At 68.5% G+C, this 21,383-nt stretch carries 27 protein-coding genes; 16 read left to right on the top strand and 11 right to left on the bottom strand.

What is annotated here, in order from left to right; all coding sequences use genetic code 11:
• Positions 1-20: 20 nt before the first annotated feature.
• Both ACFOM9_RS16150 and ACFOM9_RS16145 read right to left on the bottom strand, forming a co-directional pair.
• Positions 21-656 carry a DUF2242 domain-containing protein gene (locus ACFOM9_RS16150; RefSeq protein WP_386713307.1) on the bottom strand — a complete coding sequence of 212 codons (636 nt, stop codon included), beginning with the start codon at positions 654-656 and terminating at the stop codon, positions 21-23.
• 87 nt (positions 657-743) lie between these two features.
• Positions 744-977 (bottom strand): hypothetical protein, encoded by a 234-nt coding sequence (locus ACFOM9_RS16145; protein ID WP_386713304.1) that lies wholly within the window; start codon positions 975-977, stop codon positions 744-746.
• A gap of 192 nt (positions 978-1,169) precedes the next feature.
• Here ACFOM9_RS16145 and ACFOM9_RS16140 point away from each other — a divergent pair, with 192 nt between their 5' ends.
• Both ACFOM9_RS16140 and ACFOM9_RS16135 read left to right on the top strand, forming a co-directional pair.
• On the top strand, positions 1,170-1,688 hold the full coding sequence (locus tag ACFOM9_RS16140; RefSeq protein ID WP_386713301.1) for an adenine phosphoribosyltransferase: 519 nt from the start codon (positions 1,170-1,172) through the stop codon (positions 1,686-1,688).
• 253 nt (positions 1,689-1,941) lie between these two features.
• Positions 1,942-2,475 carry an outer membrane beta-barrel protein gene (locus ACFOM9_RS16135; RefSeq protein WP_386713298.1) on the top strand — a complete coding sequence of 178 codons (534 nt, stop codon included), beginning with the start codon at positions 1,942-1,944 and terminating at the stop codon, positions 2,473-2,475.
• Between the two features lie 84 nt (positions 2,476-2,559).
• On the opposite strand, the gene ACFOM9_RS16130 is transcribed toward ACFOM9_RS16135, so the two are convergent.
• The 3 genes from ACFOM9_RS16130 to ACFOM9_RS16120 form a co-directional block, all read right to left on the bottom strand.
• Positions 2,560-2,691 (bottom strand): hypothetical protein, encoded by a 132-nt coding sequence (locus tag ACFOM9_RS16130; RefSeq protein WP_386713295.1) that lies wholly within the window; start codon positions 2,689-2,691, stop codon positions 2,560-2,562.
• Between the two features lie 98 nt (positions 2,692-2,789).
• Positions 2,790-2,972 carry a hypothetical protein gene (locus ACFOM9_RS16125; protein ID WP_386713292.1) on the bottom strand — a complete coding sequence of 61 codons (183 nt, stop codon included), beginning with the start codon at positions 2,970-2,972 and terminating at the stop codon, positions 2,790-2,792.
• 68 nt (positions 2,973-3,040) lie between these two features.
• Entirely contained in the window at positions 3,041-3,565 is a 525-nt protein-coding gene (locus ACFOM9_RS16120; RefSeq protein ID WP_386713289.1) for a YciE/YciF ferroxidase family protein, read from the bottom strand.
• Between the two features lie 410 nt (positions 3,566-3,975).
• On the opposite strand from ACFOM9_RS16120, the gene ACFOM9_RS16115 reads away from it, so the two are divergent.
• From ACFOM9_RS16115 to ACFOM9_RS16080, 8 genes are all read left to right on the top strand, one after another.
• Positions 3,976-4,272, top strand: a complete 297-nt coding sequence (locus ACFOM9_RS16115) for a hypothetical protein (protein WP_386713286.1) — start codon at positions 3,976-3,978, stop codon at positions 4,270-4,272.
• A gap of 164 nt (positions 4,273-4,436) precedes the next feature.
• Positions 4,437-4,967: a hemerythrin domain-containing protein gene (locus ACFOM9_RS16110; RefSeq protein WP_386713283.1), complete on the top strand. Its 531-nt coding sequence runs from the start codon at positions 4,437-4,439 to the stop codon at positions 4,965-4,967.
• A gap of 6 nt (positions 4,968-4,973) precedes the next feature.
• Positions 4,974-5,447, top strand: a complete 474-nt coding sequence (locus tag ACFOM9_RS16105; protein ID WP_386713280.1) for a hypothetical protein — start codon at positions 4,974-4,976, stop codon at positions 5,445-5,447.
• Positions 5,448-5,659: 212 nt separating this feature from the next.
• Positions 5,660-6,322, top strand: coding sequence for a DUF4142 domain-containing protein (locus tag ACFOM9_RS16100; protein ID WP_386713277.1), 663 nt, complete (start codon positions 5,660-5,662; stop codon positions 6,320-6,322).
• 201 nt (positions 6,323-6,523) lie between these two features.
• Positions 6,524-7,273 carry a hypothetical protein gene (locus tag ACFOM9_RS16095; protein ID WP_386713274.1) on the top strand — a complete coding sequence of 250 codons (750 nt, stop codon included), beginning with the start codon at positions 6,524-6,526 and terminating at the stop codon, positions 7,271-7,273.
• Positions 7,257-7,814 (top strand): DNA-3-methyladenine glycosylase, encoded by a 558-nt coding sequence (locus ACFOM9_RS16090; protein ID WP_386713271.1) that lies wholly within the window; start codon positions 7,257-7,259, stop codon positions 7,812-7,814. The genes ACFOM9_RS16095 and ACFOM9_RS16090 overlap by 17 nt, the downstream gene beginning before the upstream one ends.
• Positions 7,815-8,381: 567 nt before the next feature.
• Complete coding sequence (locus ACFOM9_RS16085) at positions 8,382-8,867, top strand: pyridoxamine 5'-phosphate oxidase family protein (RefSeq protein WP_386713268.1); 486 nt, start codon at positions 8,382-8,384, stop codon at positions 8,865-8,867.
• A 79-nt stretch (positions 8,868-8,946) separates the two neighbouring features.
• Positions 8,947-9,120, top strand: a complete 174-nt coding sequence (locus tag ACFOM9_RS16080; protein ID WP_386713265.1) for a DUF1328 family protein — start codon at positions 8,947-8,949, stop codon at positions 9,118-9,120.
• 128 nt (positions 9,121-9,248) lie between these two features.
• Here ACFOM9_RS16080 and ACFOM9_RS16075 read toward each other — a convergent pair whose 3' ends face one another.
• The 3 genes from ACFOM9_RS16075 to ACFOM9_RS16065 form a co-directional block, all read right to left on the bottom strand.
• Complete coding sequence (locus ACFOM9_RS16075) at positions 9,249-9,701, bottom strand: GFA family protein (RefSeq protein ID WP_386713262.1); 453 nt, start codon at positions 9,699-9,701, stop codon at positions 9,249-9,251.
• Between the two features lie 67 nt (positions 9,702-9,768).
• A complete protein-coding gene (locus tag ACFOM9_RS16070; RefSeq protein WP_386713259.1) occupies positions 9,769-12,771 on the bottom strand; it encodes a bifunctional diguanylate cyclase/phosphodiesterase in 3,003 nt (1,000 codons plus the stop codon).
• Positions 12,772-13,022: 251 nt separating this feature from the next.
• Entirely contained in the window at positions 13,023-13,670 is a 648-nt protein-coding gene (locus ACFOM9_RS16065) for a glutathione S-transferase family protein (RefSeq protein WP_386713257.1), read from the bottom strand.
• A gap of 226 nt (positions 13,671-13,896) precedes the next feature.
• On the opposite strand from ACFOM9_RS16065, the gene ACFOM9_RS16060 reads away from it, so the two are divergent.
• Entirely contained in the window at positions 13,897-14,400 is a 504-nt protein-coding gene (locus ACFOM9_RS16060; protein ID WP_386713254.1) for a VOC family protein, read from the top strand.
• A gap of 1 nt (position 14,401) precedes the next feature.
• Positions 14,402-15,046 carry a glutathione S-transferase family protein gene (locus ACFOM9_RS16055; protein WP_386713251.1) on the top strand — a complete coding sequence of 215 codons (645 nt, stop codon included), beginning with the start codon at positions 14,402-14,404 and terminating at the stop codon, positions 15,044-15,046.
• A 23-nt stretch (positions 15,047-15,069) separates the two neighbouring features.
• Here the strand turns inward: ACFOM9_RS16055 and ACFOM9_RS16050 are convergent, their stop codons facing one another.
• On the bottom strand, positions 15,070-15,552 hold the full coding sequence (locus ACFOM9_RS16050; protein ID WP_386713248.1) for a pyridoxamine 5'-phosphate oxidase family protein: 483 nt from the start codon (positions 15,550-15,552) through the stop codon (positions 15,070-15,072).
• A gap of 170 nt (positions 15,553-15,722) precedes the next feature.
• On the opposite strand from ACFOM9_RS16050, the gene ACFOM9_RS16045 reads away from it, so the two are divergent.
• The 3 genes from ACFOM9_RS16045 (at position 15,723) to ACFOM9_RS16035 (ending at position 19,052) form a co-directional block, all read left to right on the top strand.
• On the top strand, positions 15,723-17,003 hold the full coding sequence (locus tag ACFOM9_RS16045; RefSeq protein WP_386713245.1) for a putative DNA modification/repair radical SAM protein: 1,281 nt from the start codon (positions 15,723-15,725) through the stop codon (positions 17,001-17,003).
• Positions 17,004-17,005: 2 nt separating this feature from the next.
• A complete protein-coding gene (locus tag ACFOM9_RS16040; protein ID WP_386713242.1) occupies positions 17,006-18,436 on the top strand; it encodes a UdgX family uracil-DNA binding protein in 1,431 nt (476 codons plus the stop codon).
• 148 nt (positions 18,437-18,584) lie between these two features.
• Positions 18,585-19,052, top strand: coding sequence for an Hsp20/alpha crystallin family protein (locus ACFOM9_RS16035; protein WP_386713384.1), 468 nt, complete (start codon positions 18,585-18,587; stop codon positions 19,050-19,052).
• A 90-nt stretch (positions 19,053-19,142) separates the two neighbouring features.
• On the opposite strand, the gene ACFOM9_RS16030 is transcribed toward ACFOM9_RS16035, so the two are convergent.
• Positions 19,143-19,358 carry a hypothetical protein gene (locus tag ACFOM9_RS16030; RefSeq protein WP_386713239.1) on the bottom strand — a complete coding sequence of 72 codons (216 nt, stop codon included), beginning with the start codon at positions 19,356-19,358 and terminating at the stop codon, positions 19,143-19,145.
• Between the two features lie 338 nt (positions 19,359-19,696).
• Positions 19,697-19,942, bottom strand: coding sequence for a hypothetical protein (locus ACFOM9_RS16025; RefSeq protein ID WP_386713236.1), 246 nt, complete (start codon positions 19,940-19,942; stop codon positions 19,697-19,699).
• 328 nt (positions 19,943-20,270) lie between these two features.
• Here ACFOM9_RS16025 and ACFOM9_RS16020 point away from each other — a divergent pair, with 328 nt between their 5' ends.
• The gene (locus ACFOM9_RS16020; protein WP_386713234.1) at positions 20,271-21,329 is read left to right on the top strand and encodes a GGDEF domain-containing protein; all 1,059 of its coding nucleotides are present in this window, start codon (positions 20,271-20,273) and stop codon (positions 21,327-21,329) included.
• Positions 21,330-21,383: the final 54 nt, after the last annotated feature.

The raw sequence follows: 21,383 nt of genomic DNA, 5'->3' as shown, positions 1-21,383 counted from the left end.
CGCGCCGACGCCTGCGTCGGCTACGGATCCGGCGTGGCGGCGGCCGGGGGCGGGTCGGGCGGCGCGGCGGGTTCGGCAGGCGGCAGCGCCACCGCCCTGTCGGGGCCCGACGGCAGGTAGTACTTCACGCGCTCGAAGAAGCGGCGGTAGAAATCCTGGTTCTGCACGGTGTTGCTGGCGACCTTCACCAGCGAATCGTCGCTGCTGCCGACCGGCAGCGACACCGAACCCAGCACGCCAACGCCGAGGCTGGCGGAACTGGACGTCTTCTTCAGCGCATAGCGGTCCTGCACCGCGTTGACGAACACCAGCGCGCGGCCGTCGTGCCTGGGCATGCAGGTCACGCGCACCACCAGCTGGGTATGGGTCTCGGCGTCGGGCTGGAAATTCTTGCTGGCCTCCACGCCTTCGCCGCTGGCCCGGCTCACCACGTAACCCTGCCCCAGCAGTGCGCGCTGCGCCGCCTCGCAGGCCTGCGCCGGCAGCGACTCGTAGCTGCGCGAATAGGTGTCGTCGGCGTCGAAGGTCTCGCCCGATGGCGCCATGTCCTGCTTGCCATGCGACGCGCAGCCGGCCAGCAGCGCGCCGAGCGCGAGGCCAAGCAGCGCGCCGGAAGCACGAGAGACGTCGGGACGGAACAGGGCGGGACGAGGCATGGTGGGAAGCAGCGGCGGGAAAGTCGCGAGTCTAGCGACCAGCGTGTTCAGGCGGCCTGAACGCAGCTGCGCCGCGGACCGCAGCGTCTAGGCGCGGTCTTCGATGCCTTCGACGCCCGCATGCTTTGCGCAATGTGCGCAGCAATACATCGATCCGGCGTGTTCCGCGCCATGGCCGATGATCCTGCACTGGCAATGTGCGCACGTCGGCGCCATCTCGTGGATCGCGCATTCGAACGAGTCGTAGGTGCCGCGGCGGTCGCCCATGACGACCTGGAATGCCTTGTCGTAGTCGTTGCCGCATACGTCGCAGATGGCCATTTCCTGTACTCCATGGGAGGGACCCGCAGGCTAGTCCGCGGCGCGGCCAAGGCGGGTGAAGCCCCGCGCAGCACGTCGATGGGATGCCGCTGCGCGGCCAGAACGGGCGAAGCCGCGCGCGACACATCGATGCGATGCCGCTGCCAGCGATCTCCGCTAGCATCGCCGCCTGTCCGACACGAACAAGCGCCCATGCCCGACTGGCAGACACTGATCCGCGACGTCCGCGACTTCCCCAGGCCGGGCGTCACCTTCAAGGACATCACGCCGCTGCTCGCCGACGCCGATGGCTACGCGGCGGCGATCGATGCGATGGCTGCGCCGTGGCGCGGGGTGGCGCTGGACGCCGTGCTTGGCATCGAGGCGCGCGGCTTCATCCTCGGCGCTGCGCTGGCGCGTGCGCTGGGAACGGGCTTCGTGCCGATCCGCAAGCCCGGCAAGCTGCCGGGGCGCACGCATGCCCAGGCCTATGCGCTCGAGTACGGCAGCGACCGGCTGGAAATCCACGCCGACGACTTGCCGCCTGGCGCCCGCGTACTGATCGTCGACGACGTGCTCGCCACCGGCGGCACCCTGCGCGCCGCGCTCGCGCTGGCGCGACGGCAGGGTGCGCTCGTCGTCGGCGCGGCGGTGCTGCTCGAGATTGCGGCGCTGGGCGGTCGCGCGGACTGGGATGATGCCGTCGCGCTGGAAGTGACGGTCGGCTACTGAGCCGCACCGGTTTTCCTCGGCCACGAGGGCTGGTGTGATTTTAAAAGTGGCAGCGTCCCGATCTCGCACCAGCGGATCCCATCGCGTGGCCCACTGACGGGACGATTCATCCCCTTTTCCGCACTTCCATGCCACCGCCGCATACCCACTTCTCCCGTGCAGCGATGGTTGCCCAGGCATTCCGCCGGGGCCCGTCGCACGGAAATCGCCACCCTCCCCTGCGCGATCTCCGCTGCTGGAGTGCAATGCAATGATGAGCAACAAGATGCTGTCCCGCGCCCTGTTTGTCACCCTGCTTGGCGCCACCGCGTTCGGCGCCCAGGCGGCCGAAGACCACGGCTTCTACGCCGGCGTCGGCGCCGGCCAGTCGTTCGTCGACGAAGCCGCGTACGACGACGAGGACACCGCGTTCTCGGCGTTCGGCGGCTACCAGTTCAACCGCTACTTTGGCCTCGAAGCCGGCTACGCAGACCTGGGCGAACTGGAGTCGGAGACCACCGGCGCGGCGCTGGAAGCAAGCTCGGCCTACTTCACCGCGGTAGGCACGCTGCCGTTCACTGAAAAGTTTTCCGGCTATGCCAAGGCCGGCATGCAGCGCTGGGATCTGGACACCGCGATTCCCGGCCTGACCGGCACCAATGACGACACCGGCACCGATCCGGTCTACGGCGTCGGCCTGCAGTACCGGTTCACCGATACGGTCGCACTGCGTGGCGAATACAGCCGCTTCGAGATCGAGGACCTCGACGCCGACCTCGCCCAGCTGCAGGTCCGCTTCGACTTCTGACCAAAGCGCGCGATCACGACAAGGCCGCCGGCGCGTCGCACCGGCGGCCTTTCTCCTTGCCATTGCCGCGCGGTTGCGCGAGCGTCAACCGTTCTTCTGGTTGTCGCGGGCCTGGTCGGTGCGCTCTTCCTGGCTGCGCTGATCCCGGCGCATATCGCGGTCCTGGTCGCTCTCGCGCTTGTTGCCGTTGGGATTGTCCCGCTTCTCTTCGGTCATGAGGTGCTCCGCTGCCTGGTCGCCGGCCATTAGGGACCGGCGTTGGTCCGATCGTTACGCACCGCCCCGCAAGCAGGCGGCAACGCTGGCGATCGGTTCTATTTCTTCTTCTGGTCGCCGCGATCGCCCTGCCCGGATTTCACGACGGTTTCGGCCTTCTTGGCCCGGTCCTGCTTGAGCGACCTGCCCAAGTCGTCCTGTTCGGCGAATTCGCCCTTTTCGTTCCGCCGCACATACCGGCTGTCGCCTTCGTGCGGGGTGATGAGCTCGCGCTTGGTCATGTCGGTGTCCTCTGGATACGAAAGGTGGATCCGCGGACGTGCGTCAGCGCCGCGGGATACAGGGTCGGTCACGCGGCCTTCTTGCCCTTGCGCGCAGCCGGTGCGTCGTCGGCTTCTTCGTTGGCGCCGCCTTGGGCGATCATCGACAGCTTCTCGTCGGTCGACTTTTCCTCGTCCAGGGTCTGCTTGAGCAGCTTGACTGCCTCGGTGTAGCCGAGCTGCCTGCCCAGTGCGCACAGCGTGCCGCGGCTCGCGATCTCGTAATGCTCGACTTTCTGCGCCGCATTGATCAGGCCCGCGTCGCGCACCGGTCCGGCGTCGATTTCCTCGATGACCTCCGCGCCTTCCTCGACCAGGCCTTCCATCGCCACGCACTTGATGCGCTTGAGCTTGAGTTCGAGCAGATCGACCACCTGGTCGATGCGCTCGATCTGGCCCTGCGTTTCCCCGAGGTGCGCGGTGAACGCATTCTTCAGGGCTGGATTGGTTGCAGCCTTGGCCAGTTTCGGCAGGGCCTTGGTCAGCTGTTTTTCGCCGCTGGCCATGTCCGAAAGGGCGTGGAGGAACAGGTCTTCGAGTGTCTTGACCGCCATGGGGGGGCCTCCGGTTGGTTGGTAGGGTGGCAGGCGATCGACGGCGATCACGCTGCGGGTGTGCGCCCGCCTGGGGGTGAGCGCGGCATCGCGCCGCACGCATGGCGACTGCAATCATCGACAGCGGTAGAACCTACGCCGCGCGATGCTGGCGATGCGTGAAAACAATGCAGCGCAAACATGAATCCTTCACTTTGGACATCGGGCCTGCGAGCGCTCCGCAAGCGCTCGTGCAGCGGGCTACGTCGTCGCTCGACGCGCGCTCCGGGCAGCGTCCCTCCAGGCGTTCACGCCCTCCGCGCGCTCCCGCTCCCTATCGTTTGCCTTTGCCGGGAGTACGCGATGCATGGACCAAGGGCGGTCACGTCCGTCGATAGACGATATAGACCGTCCCGCTGCGGAGGCGGCCGGTGAACCCGGATCTGGTGGGATGGGCCGCATCCGCGGTGCTGCTGGCCACCCTGTCGCGCCAGATCCACACGCAGTGGCAGGACAGGGAAGCCAAGGGCGTGTCCCGGTGGCTGTTCCTCGGGCAGATCGTTGCTTCGGCCGGCTTCATCGCCTACAGCTGGATGCTCGACAACCTGGTTTTCATCGTCACCAACGCGCTGATCCTGATGACCGCGGTCGTGGGCGAGGTCGGCCTGCTGGTGCGTCGGCGACGGACATTGCGATCGCGCGACACGGCGTCACGGACGCGCGACTAGGGTCCACGCGGTGAACAGCCGCGGCGGAATAGCGTGGCCGTCGATACGTGCAGGCGAACGGCCCTCCTGTCAGCGCACACGCGCGCGAACCGTCGCCGCAGGACATCACGTTTCCTCGACCCCGACTCGCACAATGTCGCTGCCTCCGATCCGGAAATATCCCCATGGCCACCCGCGACATCCTCAAGACGCTGCAAGCCGAACACGACGAGCTACGCTCCCTGTTCGAAGAAATGGAAGCCACGACCGATCGCGCCACCAAGAAGCGCGCCGACCTGCTGCTGAAGATCAAGGCCGGCCTGCTGCCGCATGCGAAATGGGAGGAGCAGGTCTTCTATCCCGCGTTCGCCGAGCGCGCCGATCGCGACGGGCTCAAGACCCACGCCGAAGCCGTCGAGGAACACCGCGCGGTCGAGAAGACCGTCATGCCCGACGTGCACGCCGCCGACTTCGGCACGCCGCAGTTCGCAGGCCGGGTGAAGGTGTTCGGCGAGATGATCGACCATCACGCTACCGAGGAAGAAACCACCATGTTCAAGATGGCGCGGCGCCTGTTCACCGCCAAGGAACGCTCCGAGCTGGATGTCGCGTACGAGGAATGGAAGGCCTCCCCCGCCGCGGCCGCGGCCGTGGCCGCCGCCGAGGGCGAAACCGGCGTCAAAGCCGTGGTCCGCAAGATCACCCGGCGCGCGTAGATCCCCATGATTGACCGGGTCGTCATCGAAGTCGCGCGTCGCAACCTGCAGGCAGCAGCCGGACTCGACGAGGCCGCGTTCTGGCGCGAATACGCCGCGATCGAGGATGCCGCCCTGTTCTGCACCGAGCAGAAGGAGCATGGAGAACTGATCGATCTGCTCAACGCCATGCTGCTCGACCTGGGCAAGATCCGCGGTTTCGACACCGGGCTTCCCGCCCCCCGAAAGACGCGGGACGAACTCGACCAGAAACTTTCGCGGCTGGCAATCGACCTGCCTGCGATCCTGCGCTTCACGCCCAGCCAATCCAGGGAGTCGGTCCTGTCCGACATCGCGCGCGACCTGCTGTCGTCGGCGTCGGTGGAAGACCGGGACTATGTGTCGTCCCGGCTGGAGCGCCTGTCCGCTGAATTCGGCATGGCGCCCGACGACCGGAACGGCGCAGGCGCAAACCCGGCTGGCGCCTTGCCAGCATCGTGATTCCGACGGGCGACACGCCCGTGGGTGCTGCCTCGATAGCCGTGGCGCGAATCCGATTCGCGCTGCCGGCTTGCCGCCGATTCCGGCGTACGGAAGCATCCGGCACGAGGGCCACAATGCGAGCGCACGTTCAGTGAACAGACACCTCGCGCTCACGTCTCCCGCACGTTGCCGGTGGCATTTTTTTCGCCCCCCAGCAAACGAGCACGGACATGAAAGCACCCCTGATTGCCGTCACCCTTCTGAGCCTCGCGATCGCCAGCGGCTGCGACCGCGACCGGACCGATGACCAGACCGCAATGGCCGACAGCACGCCGGCCACCGACACCAGCGCGCCCGCCGACGCCGCGGTGACTACGGATGCCAACGCGAATGCGAATTCGATGTCGGCCGATGGCGCGGCCATGCCGCAGGACGACACGATGCCAGGTGGAGACGCCGCGCAGACCGGCGACGCCCTCGCACTGGGCCTGCTGGCCGCCGTCGACGAACACGAGATCGCCGCGGCGAAACAGGCGCAGGAAAAAGGCGTGACCGGCGACGTGCTGGACTACGCCAGGATGATGGAGAAGGAACACGGCGACAACCTCGCCAAGACCCGATCGCTCGGCAGCCCCGCCGATGGTTCCGACGTGCAGGCACTGAAGGACAAGGGCGCGAAGGAACTGCAGACCCTGGACGCGGCTTCGGGCAAGGCTTACGAGAAGGCCTACATCGATGCCATGGTGAAGGGCCACCAGGAAGCGCTGGACGCGATCGACAACAAGATGATGCCCGCCGCGACGACCGACACGGTCAAGCAGCACCTGACCGACACTCGCACGCACGTCGCCGCACACCTCGACAAGGCCAAGGCGATCGCCGCCAGGCAGTAGGCGGCGCATCGCGGACACGGGCGACGGCTGCGGCCGTCGCCTTTCTTATGCAAGAAAAATCCGGAAGGCTACTGCCTTACGGTCAACGCACAGCGTTCAGCGCTGCCGGTTCTGGCCTTCCTGACGACATGTCGCCGGTGACCCAAAATTTCGGCGGCTGGGGGACGAGGATTTCGAACTGTCCAGCGGCGCCAGGCCGCTGTGGCATCCCGATGGTCGCCGCGCCGCGCCGCGACGATCGGCGACGTGCGCGGGCTGCACCGGCTGGTGCTCGTCGACGTGGAACAGGGCACGATACGCACGCCATCGCTGGACGAGCAGTCAGTGGAGGACCTGGCGCAGTGCGGCGAGCGCTTTTGCATGGGCGGCACGGGCATGCGCGACCTGGACGAGATCCACAGCGTGGACTGGGACGGCAACGACGCGAATGCATTCGAGTTCAATGACTGGTTCGAGAAGCGCCAGCGTCCGCGCGCATCGCTGCGGCGCTTCGAGGTGCCCGACGGCCAGGATGGAACCGAAGAAGCCGAGGCCTGGCTGCTCCTGCCGGCCGAAGGCGAAGGCCACCGGGACGGTCCGTATCCGCTGCTGGTCGACATGCACGGCTGGCCACACAGCATCGTGCTGGTGGGCACCCACGTGCCTGGCGATGGCGCCGCGCGGAGCAAGGCCAGCTTGGGGCGTTGCCCCAGCTTTCACGCGTGCTGCGCGGCGTTCGCAGCATCCTGTTTCGTCATGGCCACGCGCACAGAATTGCTGACCGACATCGAGCGGCTGGACCAACCGATGCCATCGCCCGCGGGCGAAGGAAGCCGCTTCGTCCGCAGCTTGGAGGAGCGCGCCGGCCGGCCGGCGGCATTGGCCTTCGCGGGTGGGTACGCACGGCTCGTGGACGGGGTGCCGCGCATGGCTCGGTGGCCCGGCATCGCGCCCGATGCGCCGGATCGCTGACGTGCGCCGGCTCGGACGCGAGTTCTTTGACCGTGACGTGCTGCTGGTCGCGCCCGACATGGTCCACAAGGTGCTGGCGGTCGCCGACGGGCGCGCGGGTCGGATCGTGGAGGTCGAGGCCTATCGCGGCGCCGACGACCCGGCCGCCCACAGCTACCGTGGCCCGACGCGCCGCAACCGCGCGATGTTCGGGCCGGCCGGCCATCTCTACGTGTACCTCAGCTATGGGCTGCACTGGTGCGCCAACGCCACCTGCGGGGCCGGCACCGGCGTCCTGATCCGCGCGGTTGCGCCGCTGTCCGGGATCGACGCGATTCGCGCGGCGAGGCCGGGCGTGCGCGATCGCGACCTGGCGAACGGCCCGGGCAAGGTCACGCGCGCGCTCGGCATCGACGGCAGCTTCGATGACTTGGACCTGGTGACCGACCCGCGCGTGAGCATGTTCGACGACGGTTATGCGCATCCGCACCCGCATCGCGTCACGCCGCGCATCGGCATCACCAAGGCGGTCGATCGCCCGTGGCGATGGGTGGCGGGATGATCGGGTCGGCGCGCATCGCGGCGAGGGCGACCCTGCGGTCGGCCGCCCATGATGCCCACGCCGCCCACGGCGTCATCATCGTGGCGCCCGCGCACGGGAGCCAGGCGCCTGCGGTGCTGAAGCTGCGACATCGCGGAGGCGCTGGGCGATTGGCTGGCGCGAGCGGGATTGATCGAGGCCGGCAGGTCATCGCAGCTCGATCGCGCCATCGAACACTGTGCACCTTGCGCCACCCGCCACGCGGGGCTGGACGCCAAGGCGCCGAATGGTCGTGGAACCCCGCAGCGCCGTGCGCTCGCTGGACCGCGCGCAGGAATGCAGCCGCGCCGTTGTACGGGCGGCGCGCACCTGAGAGCTGCGCAGGAAATGAGCGCAATCGACAGCCAGTCGAGCGACCGCGTGCCGCGAAGCCGTGGCCGGTCGCAGCGTGCCGATCCTCCGGGACGAGCCCGGCCGCAGCGGCGATGCCGACGGCGATTCATCTTCGTGACCAGGGTCGAACGCTTCTTTCACGTCAGCGCCAGTGTGCGCGCCCTAGGATCGAACGCCCCCACCTGGAGCGACCACATGAGCAATGACCCGCGGGAACTGGAGAAGAAATTCTGGGACGCGCTGAAATCCGATCGCACGATGATGCTCGGCCTGGACGGCGTGGAAGACGGCCATGCCCGCCCGATGACGGCGCAGGCTGAAAACGATGCAGGTCCGATCTGGTTCTTCACTGCCATCGACAACGCGATCGTTGCGAACCTGGGTCGCGGCAATCGCGCGATCGCGACGTTCACCGCCAAGGACCACGACCTGTTCGCCAGCATCAAGGGCAACCTGAGCGTGGACAACGATCGGGCCACCATCGATCGCCTGTGGAATCCCTTCGTCGCCGCCTGGTACGAGGGCAAGGATGATCCCAAGATCGCGCTTCTGCGCCTGGACGCCGAGGACGCCGAGATCTGGTTGAACGGTTCCAGCCTGCTGGCCGGCGTGAAGATGCTGTTCGGCGTCGACCCGAAGCAGGACTACCAGGACAAGGTGGCGCAAGTCGACCTGCGCTGAGCGATCCGCCGGCCGCCGCATCACGTTACCCCGACCGGCGAGGGCCTACCGTACGGCTCTTCTTTTCCGGAGCCTTGCCATGATCAAGTGGGCCATCATCTTCCTCGTCATCGGCCTCATCGCCGGCGCGTTGGGTTTCGGCGGCATCGGCGGGGCCGCCATCGGCATCGCCAAGTTCCTGTTCTTCGCGGCGATCGTGATCGCGGTCGTGCTGTTCCTGTTGGGGGTCACGATCTTCAAGAAAGTGACCTAGGGCGGCGCCGATCAAGGGGTCGTGGTCGTCATTTCTGCGACGCGGCGTATGCCGACGCCGTGGCTTCTGAGGCCGGTCGTCGAGAACCGTCGGGTTGGCGGATCGACACTCGCTGCGCCCGCCGCGGGTCAGTCTTCGAAGCGGCTCGTCGCCTTGCGGTTCCGCTCGTATCGATGCGCGAGCGGAAACGGCGGCAGCCAAGATTCGCGGCGAATGGTCCAAAGCTCGTAGGTCGGCCGGAACTGGTCCGGCTCATCCAGCGCGCCCACGCTCACTTCGATCTCGTCATCGGTGCGCGCGAATACCGAAGAGCCGCAGCGCGGGCAGAAGTGCCGCCCGGCGTAATCGCGGGTCGCGCCTTCGATCGCCACGGCCTCGGCGGGATAGATCGCCGACGCGTGGAACAGCGATCCGTGGTGCTTGCGGCAATCCATGCAGTGGCACAGGCCAACCCGGCACGGGCGGCCGGAGGCCACCAGGCGCACGTCGCCACACAGGCACCCGCCGGTGAATCGTTCCATGCTGCGTCTCCTCTGCAAGGCAAAGCCAGTCGCCGACATCAGGCAGCGCGTGGTCGACAAGCCTGTCGCGAGGCCCGTTCGCGGAGCAGCGCCCGTATCCAAGCCATGCGCATGCCGCACCCGTGGCTCAATGGCTGCCCGGATCGTTGGAAGGCGCACCAGGGGCCTGTCCGGCAAGCTGCCGTTCAATGGACGCCACCACGTCCTCCAACGGCGCGGGACGGCCCAGCAGGAAACCCTGCGCTTCGTCGCACCCCTGATCGCGCAGCCATGAAAGCTGCGCCTCGTCTTCCACGCCCTCGGCGATGATGCGCAGATCCAGGCCGTGGCCAAGCGCGATCAGCGCGCGGCAGATCGAGGCATTGCGCTCGTCGTGGTCGACGTCGGTGACGAAGGCGCGGTCGAGCTTGAGGTAGTCGAGCGGCAGCGCCTTGAGATAGGCCATGCTGGAATACCCGGTGCCGAAATCATCGAGGGCGATGCGCACGCCGTCGTCGCGCAATTGGCTCATGACCGCGCGCGCGGAGTTGGGGCGCCGCAGCAGCGTGCTCTCGGTCAGCTCCACCTGCAGCGCGCCGCGTCGCAGGCCGTGCTCCCGATGCAGATCGCGCAGCAGCGCCGGCAGGGAATCGGCGAGCAGCTGCACGGCCGAAACGTTGACGGCGATCGACAGGTGGCCCAGGCCGCGCGCCTCGAGGGCGCGGTGGTAGCGCGCCGACTCCTCCAGCACCCATTTGCCGAGCGGCACGATCAGTCCGGACTCCTCGCACAGCGGGATGAACTTCGCCGGCGACACGAAGCTGCCGTCGGCCTGGGGCCAGCGCAGCAGGGCTTCGAGCGAAACCACGCTGCCATCGTCGAGCCGGTGGATGGGCTGCAGGAACAGTTCGAACTCGCGCCGCTCCAGCGCCCGCCGAAGGCGCCCGGCCAGGGCCACACGCTCGTTGGCCTCCGCAGCCATGGGCGCGTCGAACTGCATCACCATCCCGTGCTCCCGGCGCGCCTGCAGCGCGGCCAGCGCGGCATTTCCGATCAGGATCTCCGTGCTTTCGCCGGCCGCGGTCCGATCGGCAAGGCCGATCCACGCCGCCAGCAGGTGGGTGCCGCCATCGCCTTCGACCGGGCTGGCGATGGCCCGCACCAGCGCCGCAAGCATGGCGTCGCGCTGGGCGTGGTCCAGCACGACGATCACGAACGCATCCGCGGGCCGGTAGGCAGCGAATCCGTACGTACGGCCGATCCAGCCAAGGCGCTCGGCCGCGGCCTCCAGGATCGTCTCGCCGGCGCGGCGGCCCAGCGTCGGTGCGACCAGGTCGAGGTCGCGCAGCTGCACATAGGCGACGGCGAGCCGGCTGTCCGGCGCTTTCTCCAGTAGCGCCTCCACCTGCTCGATCACCGCCGGCACCGTGAGCATGCCGGTGGTGACGTCGTGCGTGGCACGCCATGCCAGGTCGCTTTCGTAGGCGATGCGTTCGCTGACGTCCTCGGCCAGCACCAGGCGTGCCGGCCGCCCGGCGAACTCGATGCTGCTGCTGTGCACGCGCACGTTGATGCGCCGACCGTCGCGCGTCACGTGGACCCAGACCCGGTTATCGAAGCCGCCCTTGGGAATGTCCCACATCGACTTGAGCACCGCCTCGACGTCCTCGCCGGGACGGATGTCCAGGATCGTCATGCCCAGGAATTCCTCACGCGAGTAGCCGTACTTGCGCACCGCGGTTTCATTGACCGCGAGGAAGGCCAGCGTCTTTACATCGAAGACCCAGAACGGCAGCGGATTGCGTTCGAACAGCTCGCGCAGCTGGGACTCGGCGCTTTCGATGCGCAGCATCGCCTCGCGGCGCTGGGTGATGTCGCTGATGGTGCCGGTCATCCGCTCGTTGCCACGGCGATCGGTGGCCATCGCACCGTAGGCGATGATCCAGCGACAGGTGCCGTCGGCCAGCATCACGCGATACTCGGAACGGAACGGTGCCCGGTTCGCCTGCGCCTCGGCGAACTCGGTGCGCACGCGCGGTCGGTCGTCGGGATGCATCCGCTCGAAGACGCTTTCGAGCGGGACGAGACTGGTCGATGCGGGGAACCCGAACAGTTCGGCGGCTTGTTCGGAGACGCGTACCTGGTCCTGGTCGGGCTCCATCCGCCACACGCCGGTACGCGCAGCCAACTGCGCGTCGCGCAGCCAGTCCGCGCTGGCCCGCAGTTCCTCGAGCATCGCCTCCCGCGCCACTTCCGCACCGCGCATGCGACGCACCAGGAACCACCATCCGAGCCAGTACAGCAACAGCAGCAATGCGACCGCGCCGGCATAGGCGCGCCACGGCGCCATCGCCTCGCGCAGCGCGATGCCGGCGCTGACCACCACCGGATAGCCGCTGTCTGCGCTGAAGCTGGCCTGGCGCTCGATGCCATCGAGCTGGCTGACCATGCGCAGGCTGGTCGTACCGTCTTCCTGCAGCTGCGCAGTGGGCACGCGCACATGCCGGCCAACGAACGCACCTTGGGCGCCGGTGCGCGCCAGGACCGAGCCGTGACGATCAAGTACCGCCACGCTGCCCTCGCGCCCGGTATCCAGCCCGCGGATCATCCGCTCGAATTCGGCGGTGCGCAGCCGCAACACCAGCCATTCCCCCGCTTCGGTGCGCAGTGCGATCGGCAGCGTCCAGTCGCCGTCGCGTCCGGCCCGGACTCTGCCGAAAACCAGCGGGCGCGTTCCCCTCGACCCGGCCGCCAGCCAGCTTGCCAGCGCCGGGTCGTCCGCGCCCGCGGTCAGCGCATGTCCCTGCGTGTCGTACAGCACGATCGTCTCGAGCTCGGGATGCCGCGAGAGCACGCCGGCGATCGACTCCGACAGCATCGCCGGCGCGCGCTCGGGAACGGTGCGGCGCAGCTGCTCGCTGTCGATCGCGATCCCGGTCATCGCGCGCTCGAGGTTGCGCAACTCGTACATGAGCAGGCGATCCACGCCGGTCGCCAGCGCCTGGCTGTGGCGTTGCGCCCCGTCCAGGCGCTCGACCCGGGCCTGGCCCAGCATCGCGGCCATGCCCGCAGTGACGAAGAGACCGAGCAGCAGGCCAATCGTGCGGACCGTCCGGGCCGAACCCAGTGAATTGCGATCATCCGTTCGCAATGCGTGCCTCCGCCCGTGGAGATCGACCTTGCCAACTCGCGCGGCGGTGTGCAACCCCGCGGCGGCGCGATGGCCCCAGACGGATCCTCGTTCACGAGCGGTGACGGGCACGTGCTTGCCAGCGCTGCGGCGATCCCAGGCTGCTGCGCCATGGTGAACCTGCGGTGCGAGCGCGGGACGGTGCCTTCCCGGGCAGCGGCGGCGACGGCTGCCGGCGCTCGCGCAACCCGCGCATGCGCTGGCTCGAGGCGTCAGCCCTGCGTGCCGTTGAACACCGCCAGCTGCGCGGCGAATGCGCGCCGGTAGCCCGGTCGCGCCTCGGCGCGGGCGAGATAGGCGCAGAGGTTCGGATAGCCGTCGAGCAGGCCGGTGGGCCGCGCCCGCAGCAGCACCGTCGCCATGAGCAGGTCGCCAGCGCTGAAGGCGCCATCGAGCCACTGGGCATCGCCGAGGCGACGGGACAGCTGTGCCAGCCGATGGCGTACGCGCTGTTCGACGGCGGGCAGGCGCTGCGCATACCACGGCTCGTCGCGCTCGAGGATGCCGACCATCGAGCGTTCCACGATCGGCGGCTCGACCGTGTTGAGCGCCGCGAACATCCAGGCGATCGCCCGCGACCGCGCACTGGCCTCGTCCGGCAGCAGGCCCGCGTGCTGCTGCGCGATGTGGAACACGATCGCTGCAGATTCGAAGAGCACCAGGTCGCCCTCTTCCCAGGTCGGGATCTGCCCGAACGGATTGAGCGCCAGGTGCGCGGGTCGCTTCATGGCCGCGAAAGACACCAGGCGCACGTCGTAGGGCTGGCCGACCTCTTCCAGCGCCCAGCGCACGCGCATGTCGCGCGCCAGTCCCTGGCCGCGATCGGGCGACTGTTCGAAGGCAGTGATCGTGGGCGTCATGGGCATGCTCCGGGTGGTTGCCTGGAATGACGAACGGCGCGCCCTGGAATCGACAGGGCCGAGCCGGAACGCCGCGGCGGCCTTCACGGGAGCGGCTGGCTGTCCACCGCACGATCCCGCTGCCGCTGCGCGCGCCATGTCGAAATCCTGCACCGCCGTTCGTCGATCGAGCACGGGCGGCAATTGCCGCCTTCCACCACGCAGCCAACCCGCCCCAGGAGACGCCATGACCACGCCCGCGAAGAACAGGCCCAATAAAAACACGATTTGCCTCTGGTACGACGGCACCGCGCTGGACGCCGCGACCTTCTATGCACAGACCTTTCCCGACAGCGCCGTGACCGCCGTCCACCACGCGCCCGGCGACTATCCCGACGGCAAGCAGGGCGACGTGCTCACGGTCGAGTTCACGGTGCTGGGCATCCCCTGCATCGGGCTCAACGGCGGACCGGTCTTCAAGCACAGCGAGGCGTTCTCGTTCCAGGTTTCGACCGAGGACCAGGCCGAGACCGACCGCCTGTGGAACGCGATCGTCGATAACGACGGGCAGGAAAGCGAATGCGGCTGGTGCAAGGACAAGTGGGGCCTGTCGTGGCAGATCACGCCGCGCGCCCTGATCGAGGCCTACACCGGATCGGACCCTGCCGCGGCCAAGCGCGCCTTCGATGCGATGATGACGATGCGCAAGATCGACATCGCCGCGATCGAGGCGGCGGTGCGCGGTGACTGAGATGCTCAGGCTCTATGGCTTCTCGCGGGTGAACCCGATCGCCCACGGCAGGACGCGCGACCTGCGCGTGCTGTGGGCGCTGGAGGAGATGGATCAGCCGTTTGAACTGGTCGGACTGGATCATCCCGCCAAGGAGCTCAATACCGCGGCCTACCGGGCCGTGAGCCCCTTCGAGCAGATCCCGGTGATCGAAGACGATGGCCTGGTGCTGTCCGAGTCGGGTGCGATCGTGTTGTACCTGGCCCGCAAGACCGGCCGCCTGATCCCGGCCGATGCAGCCGGCGCGGCGCGGGTCGAACGCTGGTGCTTCGCCGCGCTCAACACGATCGAGGTGCCGCTGCTGAACCTGCAGCTGATGGATTTCGTCACGCACGACAGCGGCGCGAACGAGTATCGCGGCTTCCTGGTGCAGTGGGCGATGCGCCAGCTCGGTGCGCTCGAGCGCTGGCTCGAGGGACGCGAGTACGTCGCGAACGACGATTTCAGCGTGGCCGACATCCTCCTGTCGCACGTGCTGACCGAAACCGACGACCCGGCCCTGCTCGACTCTCATCCCGGCGTGCGCGAGTACCGCGAGCGCTGCCTGTCGCGCGCGTCCTGGCGGCGCACGATCGAGCGCTACCGCGAGCGGGTCGAAGCGGGTTGACCGGCCGGGCGCACCGTGCCGCTTCACCGCAGGTCGACGTCCGCCACCTTGTCCTGGTAGTCCTGCTTGGGATCGGAACCGAACAGCAACTTCACCCCCGCCAGCAGGTTCGATTCGTTGAGCCAGACCTGGGCGTGTTCGGCATCGAAGCGCAGCAGCACCAGCTTCGGATCATCCTTGCCTTCGAACCATGCGGCGATGAAGGGGTTCCAGAGCCGGTCGATCACCGCACGGTCGTTGTCCACCGACAGCCGGCCCTGGATGCTTGCGAACAGGTCGTGTCCCTTGGCGCTGAATGCCGCGATCGCGCGCCGGCTTTGACTGAGGTGATCGATGACCGCGTTGGGCTTGCCGGTGAAGAACCAGATCGGCCCGGATTCGCCCTCCACCATCGCCGTCATCGGGCGGGAATGCCCATCCTCGACGCCATCGACGCCCAGCATCACAGTGCGATCGGATCCTATGGCCTTCCAGAACTTGCGTTCGAGTTCTTCCTGCTTGGACATGGTGTGTTCCCGGTTGGCGCCGCAAGGCATTCGCGGCGGCGGATCCATGTTGTAGGGGTGCGGGGGTGAAGTAGGCGTGGCGACTGGGCCGCGTGTCCCGGCCGCCAGCGTTCATCTAGCTGACCGCCCCGCTCCCTTGCAGTGAGACCCGTTGGCGACACACTGGCTGCATGGAATTGAACCGCAAGCTCGCGATCCTGGCCGACGCCGCCAAGTACGACGCCTCGTGTGCGTCGAGCGGCGCGGGCAAGCGGGATTCGAGCCGCAGCGGCGGTATCGGCAGCACGCAGGGCATGGGCATCTGCCACAGCTACACGCCCGACGGGCGCTGCGTGTCGCTGCTGAAGATCCTGCTGACCAACTTCTGCATCTTTGACTGCGCCTACTGCGTCAACCGGGTGTCGAGCAACGTGCCGCGCGCGCGGTTCGCCACCGACGAGGTCGTGCGGCTGACCCTGGACTTCTACAAGCGCAACTACATCGAGGGCCTGTTCCTGTCGAGCGGCATCATCCGCGACAGCAGTTACACCATGGAACAGCTGGTGGAAGTGGCGCGCAGCCTGCGCGAGGACCATCGCTTCGCCGGTTACATCCACCTCAAGACCATCCCGGACGCCGCGCCGGAGTTGCTCGAGCGCGCCGGCCGCTTCGCCGACCGGCTGAGCATCAACGTCGAGCTGCCGACCGAAGCCGGGCTGTCCGCGCTGGCGCCGGAGAAGAGCCTGCCGCGCATCCGTGGCGCGATGGGCGAGTTGCGCTGGCGGATCGAAGAAGCCAGGGAGGCGCGCAAGCCGCAGGCGGCCAGCAGCAGCGCCGGCATCGGCAGCGGCACGCGCAGGGCGCGTCCGCCGCGATTCGCGCCCGCCGGCCAGAGCACGCAGATGATCGTCGGCGCGGACAGCGCCAGCGACCGAGACGTGCTCGCCGCCAGCAGCAACCTCTACGGCAACTACCGCCTGCGCCGGGTGTACTACTCGGCCTTCAGCCCGATCCCCGATGCCGCGCGCAGCCTGCCGGCGCTCGCGCCGCCGCTGCAGCGCGAACACCGGCTCTACCAGGCCGACTGGCTGCTGCGCTTCTACGGATTCGACGTGGAGGAGATCGTCGCGCCGGGCAGCGACGCCGGCATGCTCGACCTGGACATCGATCCAAAGCTGGCATGGGCATTGCGCAACCCGGCGCAGTTCCCGGTCGACCTCAACCACGCGCCCCGCGAGGCCCTGCTTCGCGTCCCGGGACTAGGCACACGCAACGTCGACCGCATTCTGGCGTCACGAAAGCATGCGCACCTGCGGCTGGCGGACCTGGCGCGCCTGCGCACCCCGCTGGCCAAGCTGATGCCCTTCGTGCAGCTGCTCGACCACCATCCGGGTCGGCGGCTGGATGATCCCGCGCGCCTGCGCGCGGAACTGGCGCCGAAGCCGCGCCAGGCCGACCTGTTCGCGAACTGAGCATGTTCGCCGCGCACGTCGAGCCGGCGTGGGACGTGCTGGCGTGGCGACGGATGGCGCTCGCGGGGCTGCGGGCGCGCGTCGCGCCCGAGGCGGTGTCGTGGCAAGGCGACGCGCAGGGCAGCCTGCTGGCGCTGCCGGCGCTGGAGGCGCAACCGGCCCGCGATGCGCAGGCCCGGCTGCCGGCGCCGCTGCTGCAACTGGCGAGCCAGGTGCTGTGCCATCGCGACCCGCAGCGTCACGGCCTGCTGTACCGGATCGCCTGGCGGATGCGACATGGCGAACCGCACCTGCTGGACACCGTGGTCGACGCCGACACCCATCGCGCCGGCGCGCTGGCGCAGGCGGTGCGTCGCGACAGCCACAAGATGAAGGCCTTCGTGCGCTTTCGCGAACTGCCGGGGCAAGCGGACACGTTCGTGGCGTGGTTCGAACCCGAGCACTGGATCGTGGACCGGATCGCGCCGTTCTTCGCGCGCCGGTTCACCGGCATGCGCTGGAGCATCCTCACCCCGTACCGGAGCGTGCGCTGGGACGGTACGTCGCTGTCGTTCGGCGATGGCGCGTTGCGCGCCGACGCGCCCGCCGATGATGCGGGCGAGGCGCTCTGGCGCACCTATTACGCGCACATCTTCAATCCCGCGCGGATCAACCCGCGGATGATGCGGCAGGAGATGCCGCAGAAGTACTGGAAGCACCTGCCCGAAGCGCAGCTGTTGCCGGAGCTGCTGCGCGATGCCGGCGCGCGCACGCAGGCAATGGTCGAGCGCCAGGCCGTCGCGCCGCGGCGGAAGATACCGGCGCCGGCTGCGGCGCCCCCGCCGCCTGTGGATGGCGACCTCGATCGGCTGCGCGGAGCCGCGCACGCTTGCCGCCGCTGCGAACTGTGGCGCGATGCCACCCAGACCGTGTTCGGCGAAGGCCCGCGCGACGCAAGGATCGTGGTCGTCGGGGAGCAGCCGGGTGACACGGAGGATCTTCGCGGGCGCCCGTTCGTCGGGCCGGCGGGAGAACTGTTCGACCGCGCGCTCGCGGAACTGGGCCTGGATCGCGCCCGCTTCTACGTCACCAACGCCGTGAAGCACTTCCGCTTCGAGATGCGCGGCAAGGTGCGGCTGCACCGCAACCCCGAAGTCATGCACCAGCGGGCTTGCCATGCCTGGCTCGAGGGCGAACTGGCGGCAATCCGTCCCGAGGTGGTGGTCTGCCTGGGCGCCATTGCCGCGCGTGCCGTGTTTGGAACGCGTTTCCGGCTGATGGCATCGCGCGGAACGTGGCACGTGCAGGACGACGGCAGTCGCGGATTCGCCACCGTGCATCCTGCCTGGGTGCTGCGCCAGCCTGTCGGCGCGCTGCGGGAGGCGGCGTGGCGGGGTTTTGTCGATGACCTGGCACTGCTGCGGGAGCGCGACCGGTCGGCCCTCCGCACCTGAGCCGAACGGCCATGCGCCTCGAATTCAGGCCCCTGAATTTTCGCTCAACACGCTGCAGCGATGACGGATTGAAAGCCGATCCCGAGCACCTATCTGGCGCTCGGGCGACTTGCCCGCCAACCCTCATGAGGACACATCGATGAACAAGATGGTTCGCTATTCCCAGGGATCTGGCCAGGACGTGGGCCAGGATCCGATCAAGCAGATTTTCGAGCGCCTGTTCGAAGGCAATCCCTTTGCCAACCTGGCCACGGACGAGTCCTCGGTCGTCACCAGCCAGTGGGTACCGCGCGTGGACATCAAGGAGGAAACCACCCGCTTCGTCCTGTACGCCGACCTGCCGGGCGTGGCGCCGGAGGAGATCGACGTGCAGATGGAAAAAGGCATGCTCACCATCAAGGGCGAACGCCGCAGCGAGGACGTGCTGGAAGCCGGAGGCTTCTCGCGCATCGAACGCAGGCATGGCAGCTTCCATCGCCGCTTCGCGCTGCCTGACAGCGCCGATCCCGATGGCATCACCGCGTCGGGCCACAACGGCGTGCTGCAGATCGTGATTCCCAAGCGTCCGGAGACGACGCCGCGCCGGATCCAGGTCGGGACGACCCTCAACTCCTGACGCGATCTCCGCCCGGGCCGTCCTGGCCCGGGCACTGCGCGCTGCGGTGCGTGCGGTGTACGTCCGTGGCGCGCGTTCCTGCGTCGGCCCTCAGGCGCCGCCGAACCCGCGGCTGGATTGCACGCCCGCCGACGGCACGGGCCCGACTTGCAGCGTTTCGCCGACCAGCACCGGATCGCCGTGCGGCGGCGTCCGCGTGCCGTCGTCCACAAGCGAAGAGTCCAGCGCGCGCGCCTTGTGCTTCTGCCACGCCTTGTACGCGAACAAGCCCAGCCCGGCGGTGGCGATCAACCTGATGAAACCCATGGGGGAGCTCCCGGATGTGGATGAAGGCGCCCAAGATGCACCGGCGCCGGTGATCCGTGCGTGACCGCTGTTCTGCGCGCGTCGGCTGTGGGCGCTGTCGCCGCCCCACCGACGGCCGACTGCCCCCGGCCCGCAGCGCAGGGCTCGATCGAGTCGAACGACAGGGGCCACCGCATGCCGTACGAGGCGATCCGGACACGTCGATTCCGCGCCGTGGCAAGGGTACGCGCGCTGCCGCGCATGCACGTGCAACCCCGGAAACGGCGAACGGGCCCCGCAAACATGGCGCTGCGGAAATCCGCGGCCGGCGAACCCGCAATAGCGCACACCATCGGTTATCACGCCAGCTCCACCTCGGGCTGCGGCACGCCAGCGGGCACCCGTGCATCGGGCCGGGCGACCCGATACATCTCCCAGGCGATCGTACGCGACAGGCCGCGCCGGTCGTCGCCGATAGCGTACAGGGCGCCGTGCGTGCGCCCGGGCAGGTAGCGGAAATCGGTCTTCGCGCCCACCGAGCGCATCGCCTGTTCCAGCTTGCGCGCGGCCCCACGGATCCGCGGACTCGGGCCGACGTCGGGCACGGCGCGCGAAATCGCGCGCGACCCTCGGTTTCGGTAGCGGACTTCGCGCCCACGTCGCTTTCGCGGCAGGCATCCCGGCGGCGGCTTGCAGCTGTCCGATGTCGCAGATGACGGGCATGTCTGCGGTCTTGCAGGACTCCGCCGCCACGGCCGCCAACCCGCCCTGGGCGACCTCCGCCCGCGGCACTGCTCTTGGGCACGGCGCTTGCACGGACCCGAGCGCACCCTTCCGGGGTGGGCGACACGCGGGCTGACCGCGCACGTCGATCCCGGATCCACTGATGGACTCTCTCCCCGACGCCGGACGCAAACCGGCAGGACCCCAGAAATGTGGAGCAATCCACGCGGTGACTTCAAACTGACGCTGATCCTGTTCTTCGGTGCCCTCACCGCGGGCGGCGTGCTGCCGTTTGCGATCTACCGGTTCGCCACCGGGCAGACGTTCGTCGGGCTGGTGGACCTGGCCATCGTCGCCGGGGTTGGCCTGGGCGCACTGCGGGCCTGGAAGACCGGCAAGAGCGAAGGCACCGCCCTGATGATCGCGGTGATCTATTCCATCGGCTGCATGCTGGTCTCGCGCATGGCGGGGCTGTCGGGCGTGCTGTGGATCTACCCGGTGTTGCTGGCCAACTTCCTGCTCGTGCGGCGCAGGCACGCGGCCGTGCTGTCGATCGTGGTGATCGCGTTCGTCGCGGCCTTCGACGTCGCCCTGCCCAACATTCCGCAGAAGGCGATGTTCGCGGTGACCGCGGTGGAGGTGAGCCTGTTCGCCTATGTCTTCGCCTGGCGTGCGGAAACCCAGCGCACGCAGCTCGAAGCCGTGGCCGCGCGCGATCCGCTCACCGGCGCGCACAACCGCCGCAACATGGCCGACGAGCTCAAGGCGGCGATGGCCGCGAGCGAGCGCGACGCCGCGCCCGTCGGGCTGCTGATCTTCGACCTGGATCATTTCAAGTCGATCAACGACAGCTTCGGCCACGAGGCCGGCGACCGCGTCCTGGTGGAGGTGTCCGAGCTCGTCCGGCGCTGCACGCGCAAGCAGGACCGCTTCTTCCGCATGGGGGGCGAGGAATTCGGTCTCCTGCTGCCTGGCGCCGAACCCGCTGCGCTGCGCCGCATTGCCGAGAAGCTGCGCACCACGGTCGAGCAGGAAGTGCGACGCGGCGACCGCCGCGTGACCATGTCGCTGGGCGCGGCCAGCTATTGCGCCGGGGAGTCCGCGGACAGCTGGCAACGTCGCGCCGACCTTGCGATGTACCGCGCCAAGCGCGATGGCCGCAATCGCACCGTCTTCGATGACTGCTGCGAGCACACGGCTGGCCTGGCGGGCGACGCGACGCCGGCCCCCGCCTTTGGGACGGCAACTCGGTCGTCGCAGGACGGCTGAGGCGCGCGGCGAACCGGCGCCGCCTGGCCGATATCCGGCGCGATCAGCGACCAC

This window comes from Luteimonas notoginsengisoli (assembly GCF_042648885.1).
GTDB lineage: Bacteria > Pseudomonadota > Gammaproteobacteria > Xanthomonadales > Xanthomonadaceae > Luteimonas > Luteimonas notoginsengisoli.
This window is presented reverse-complemented; position numbering and strand designations above follow the sequence as displayed.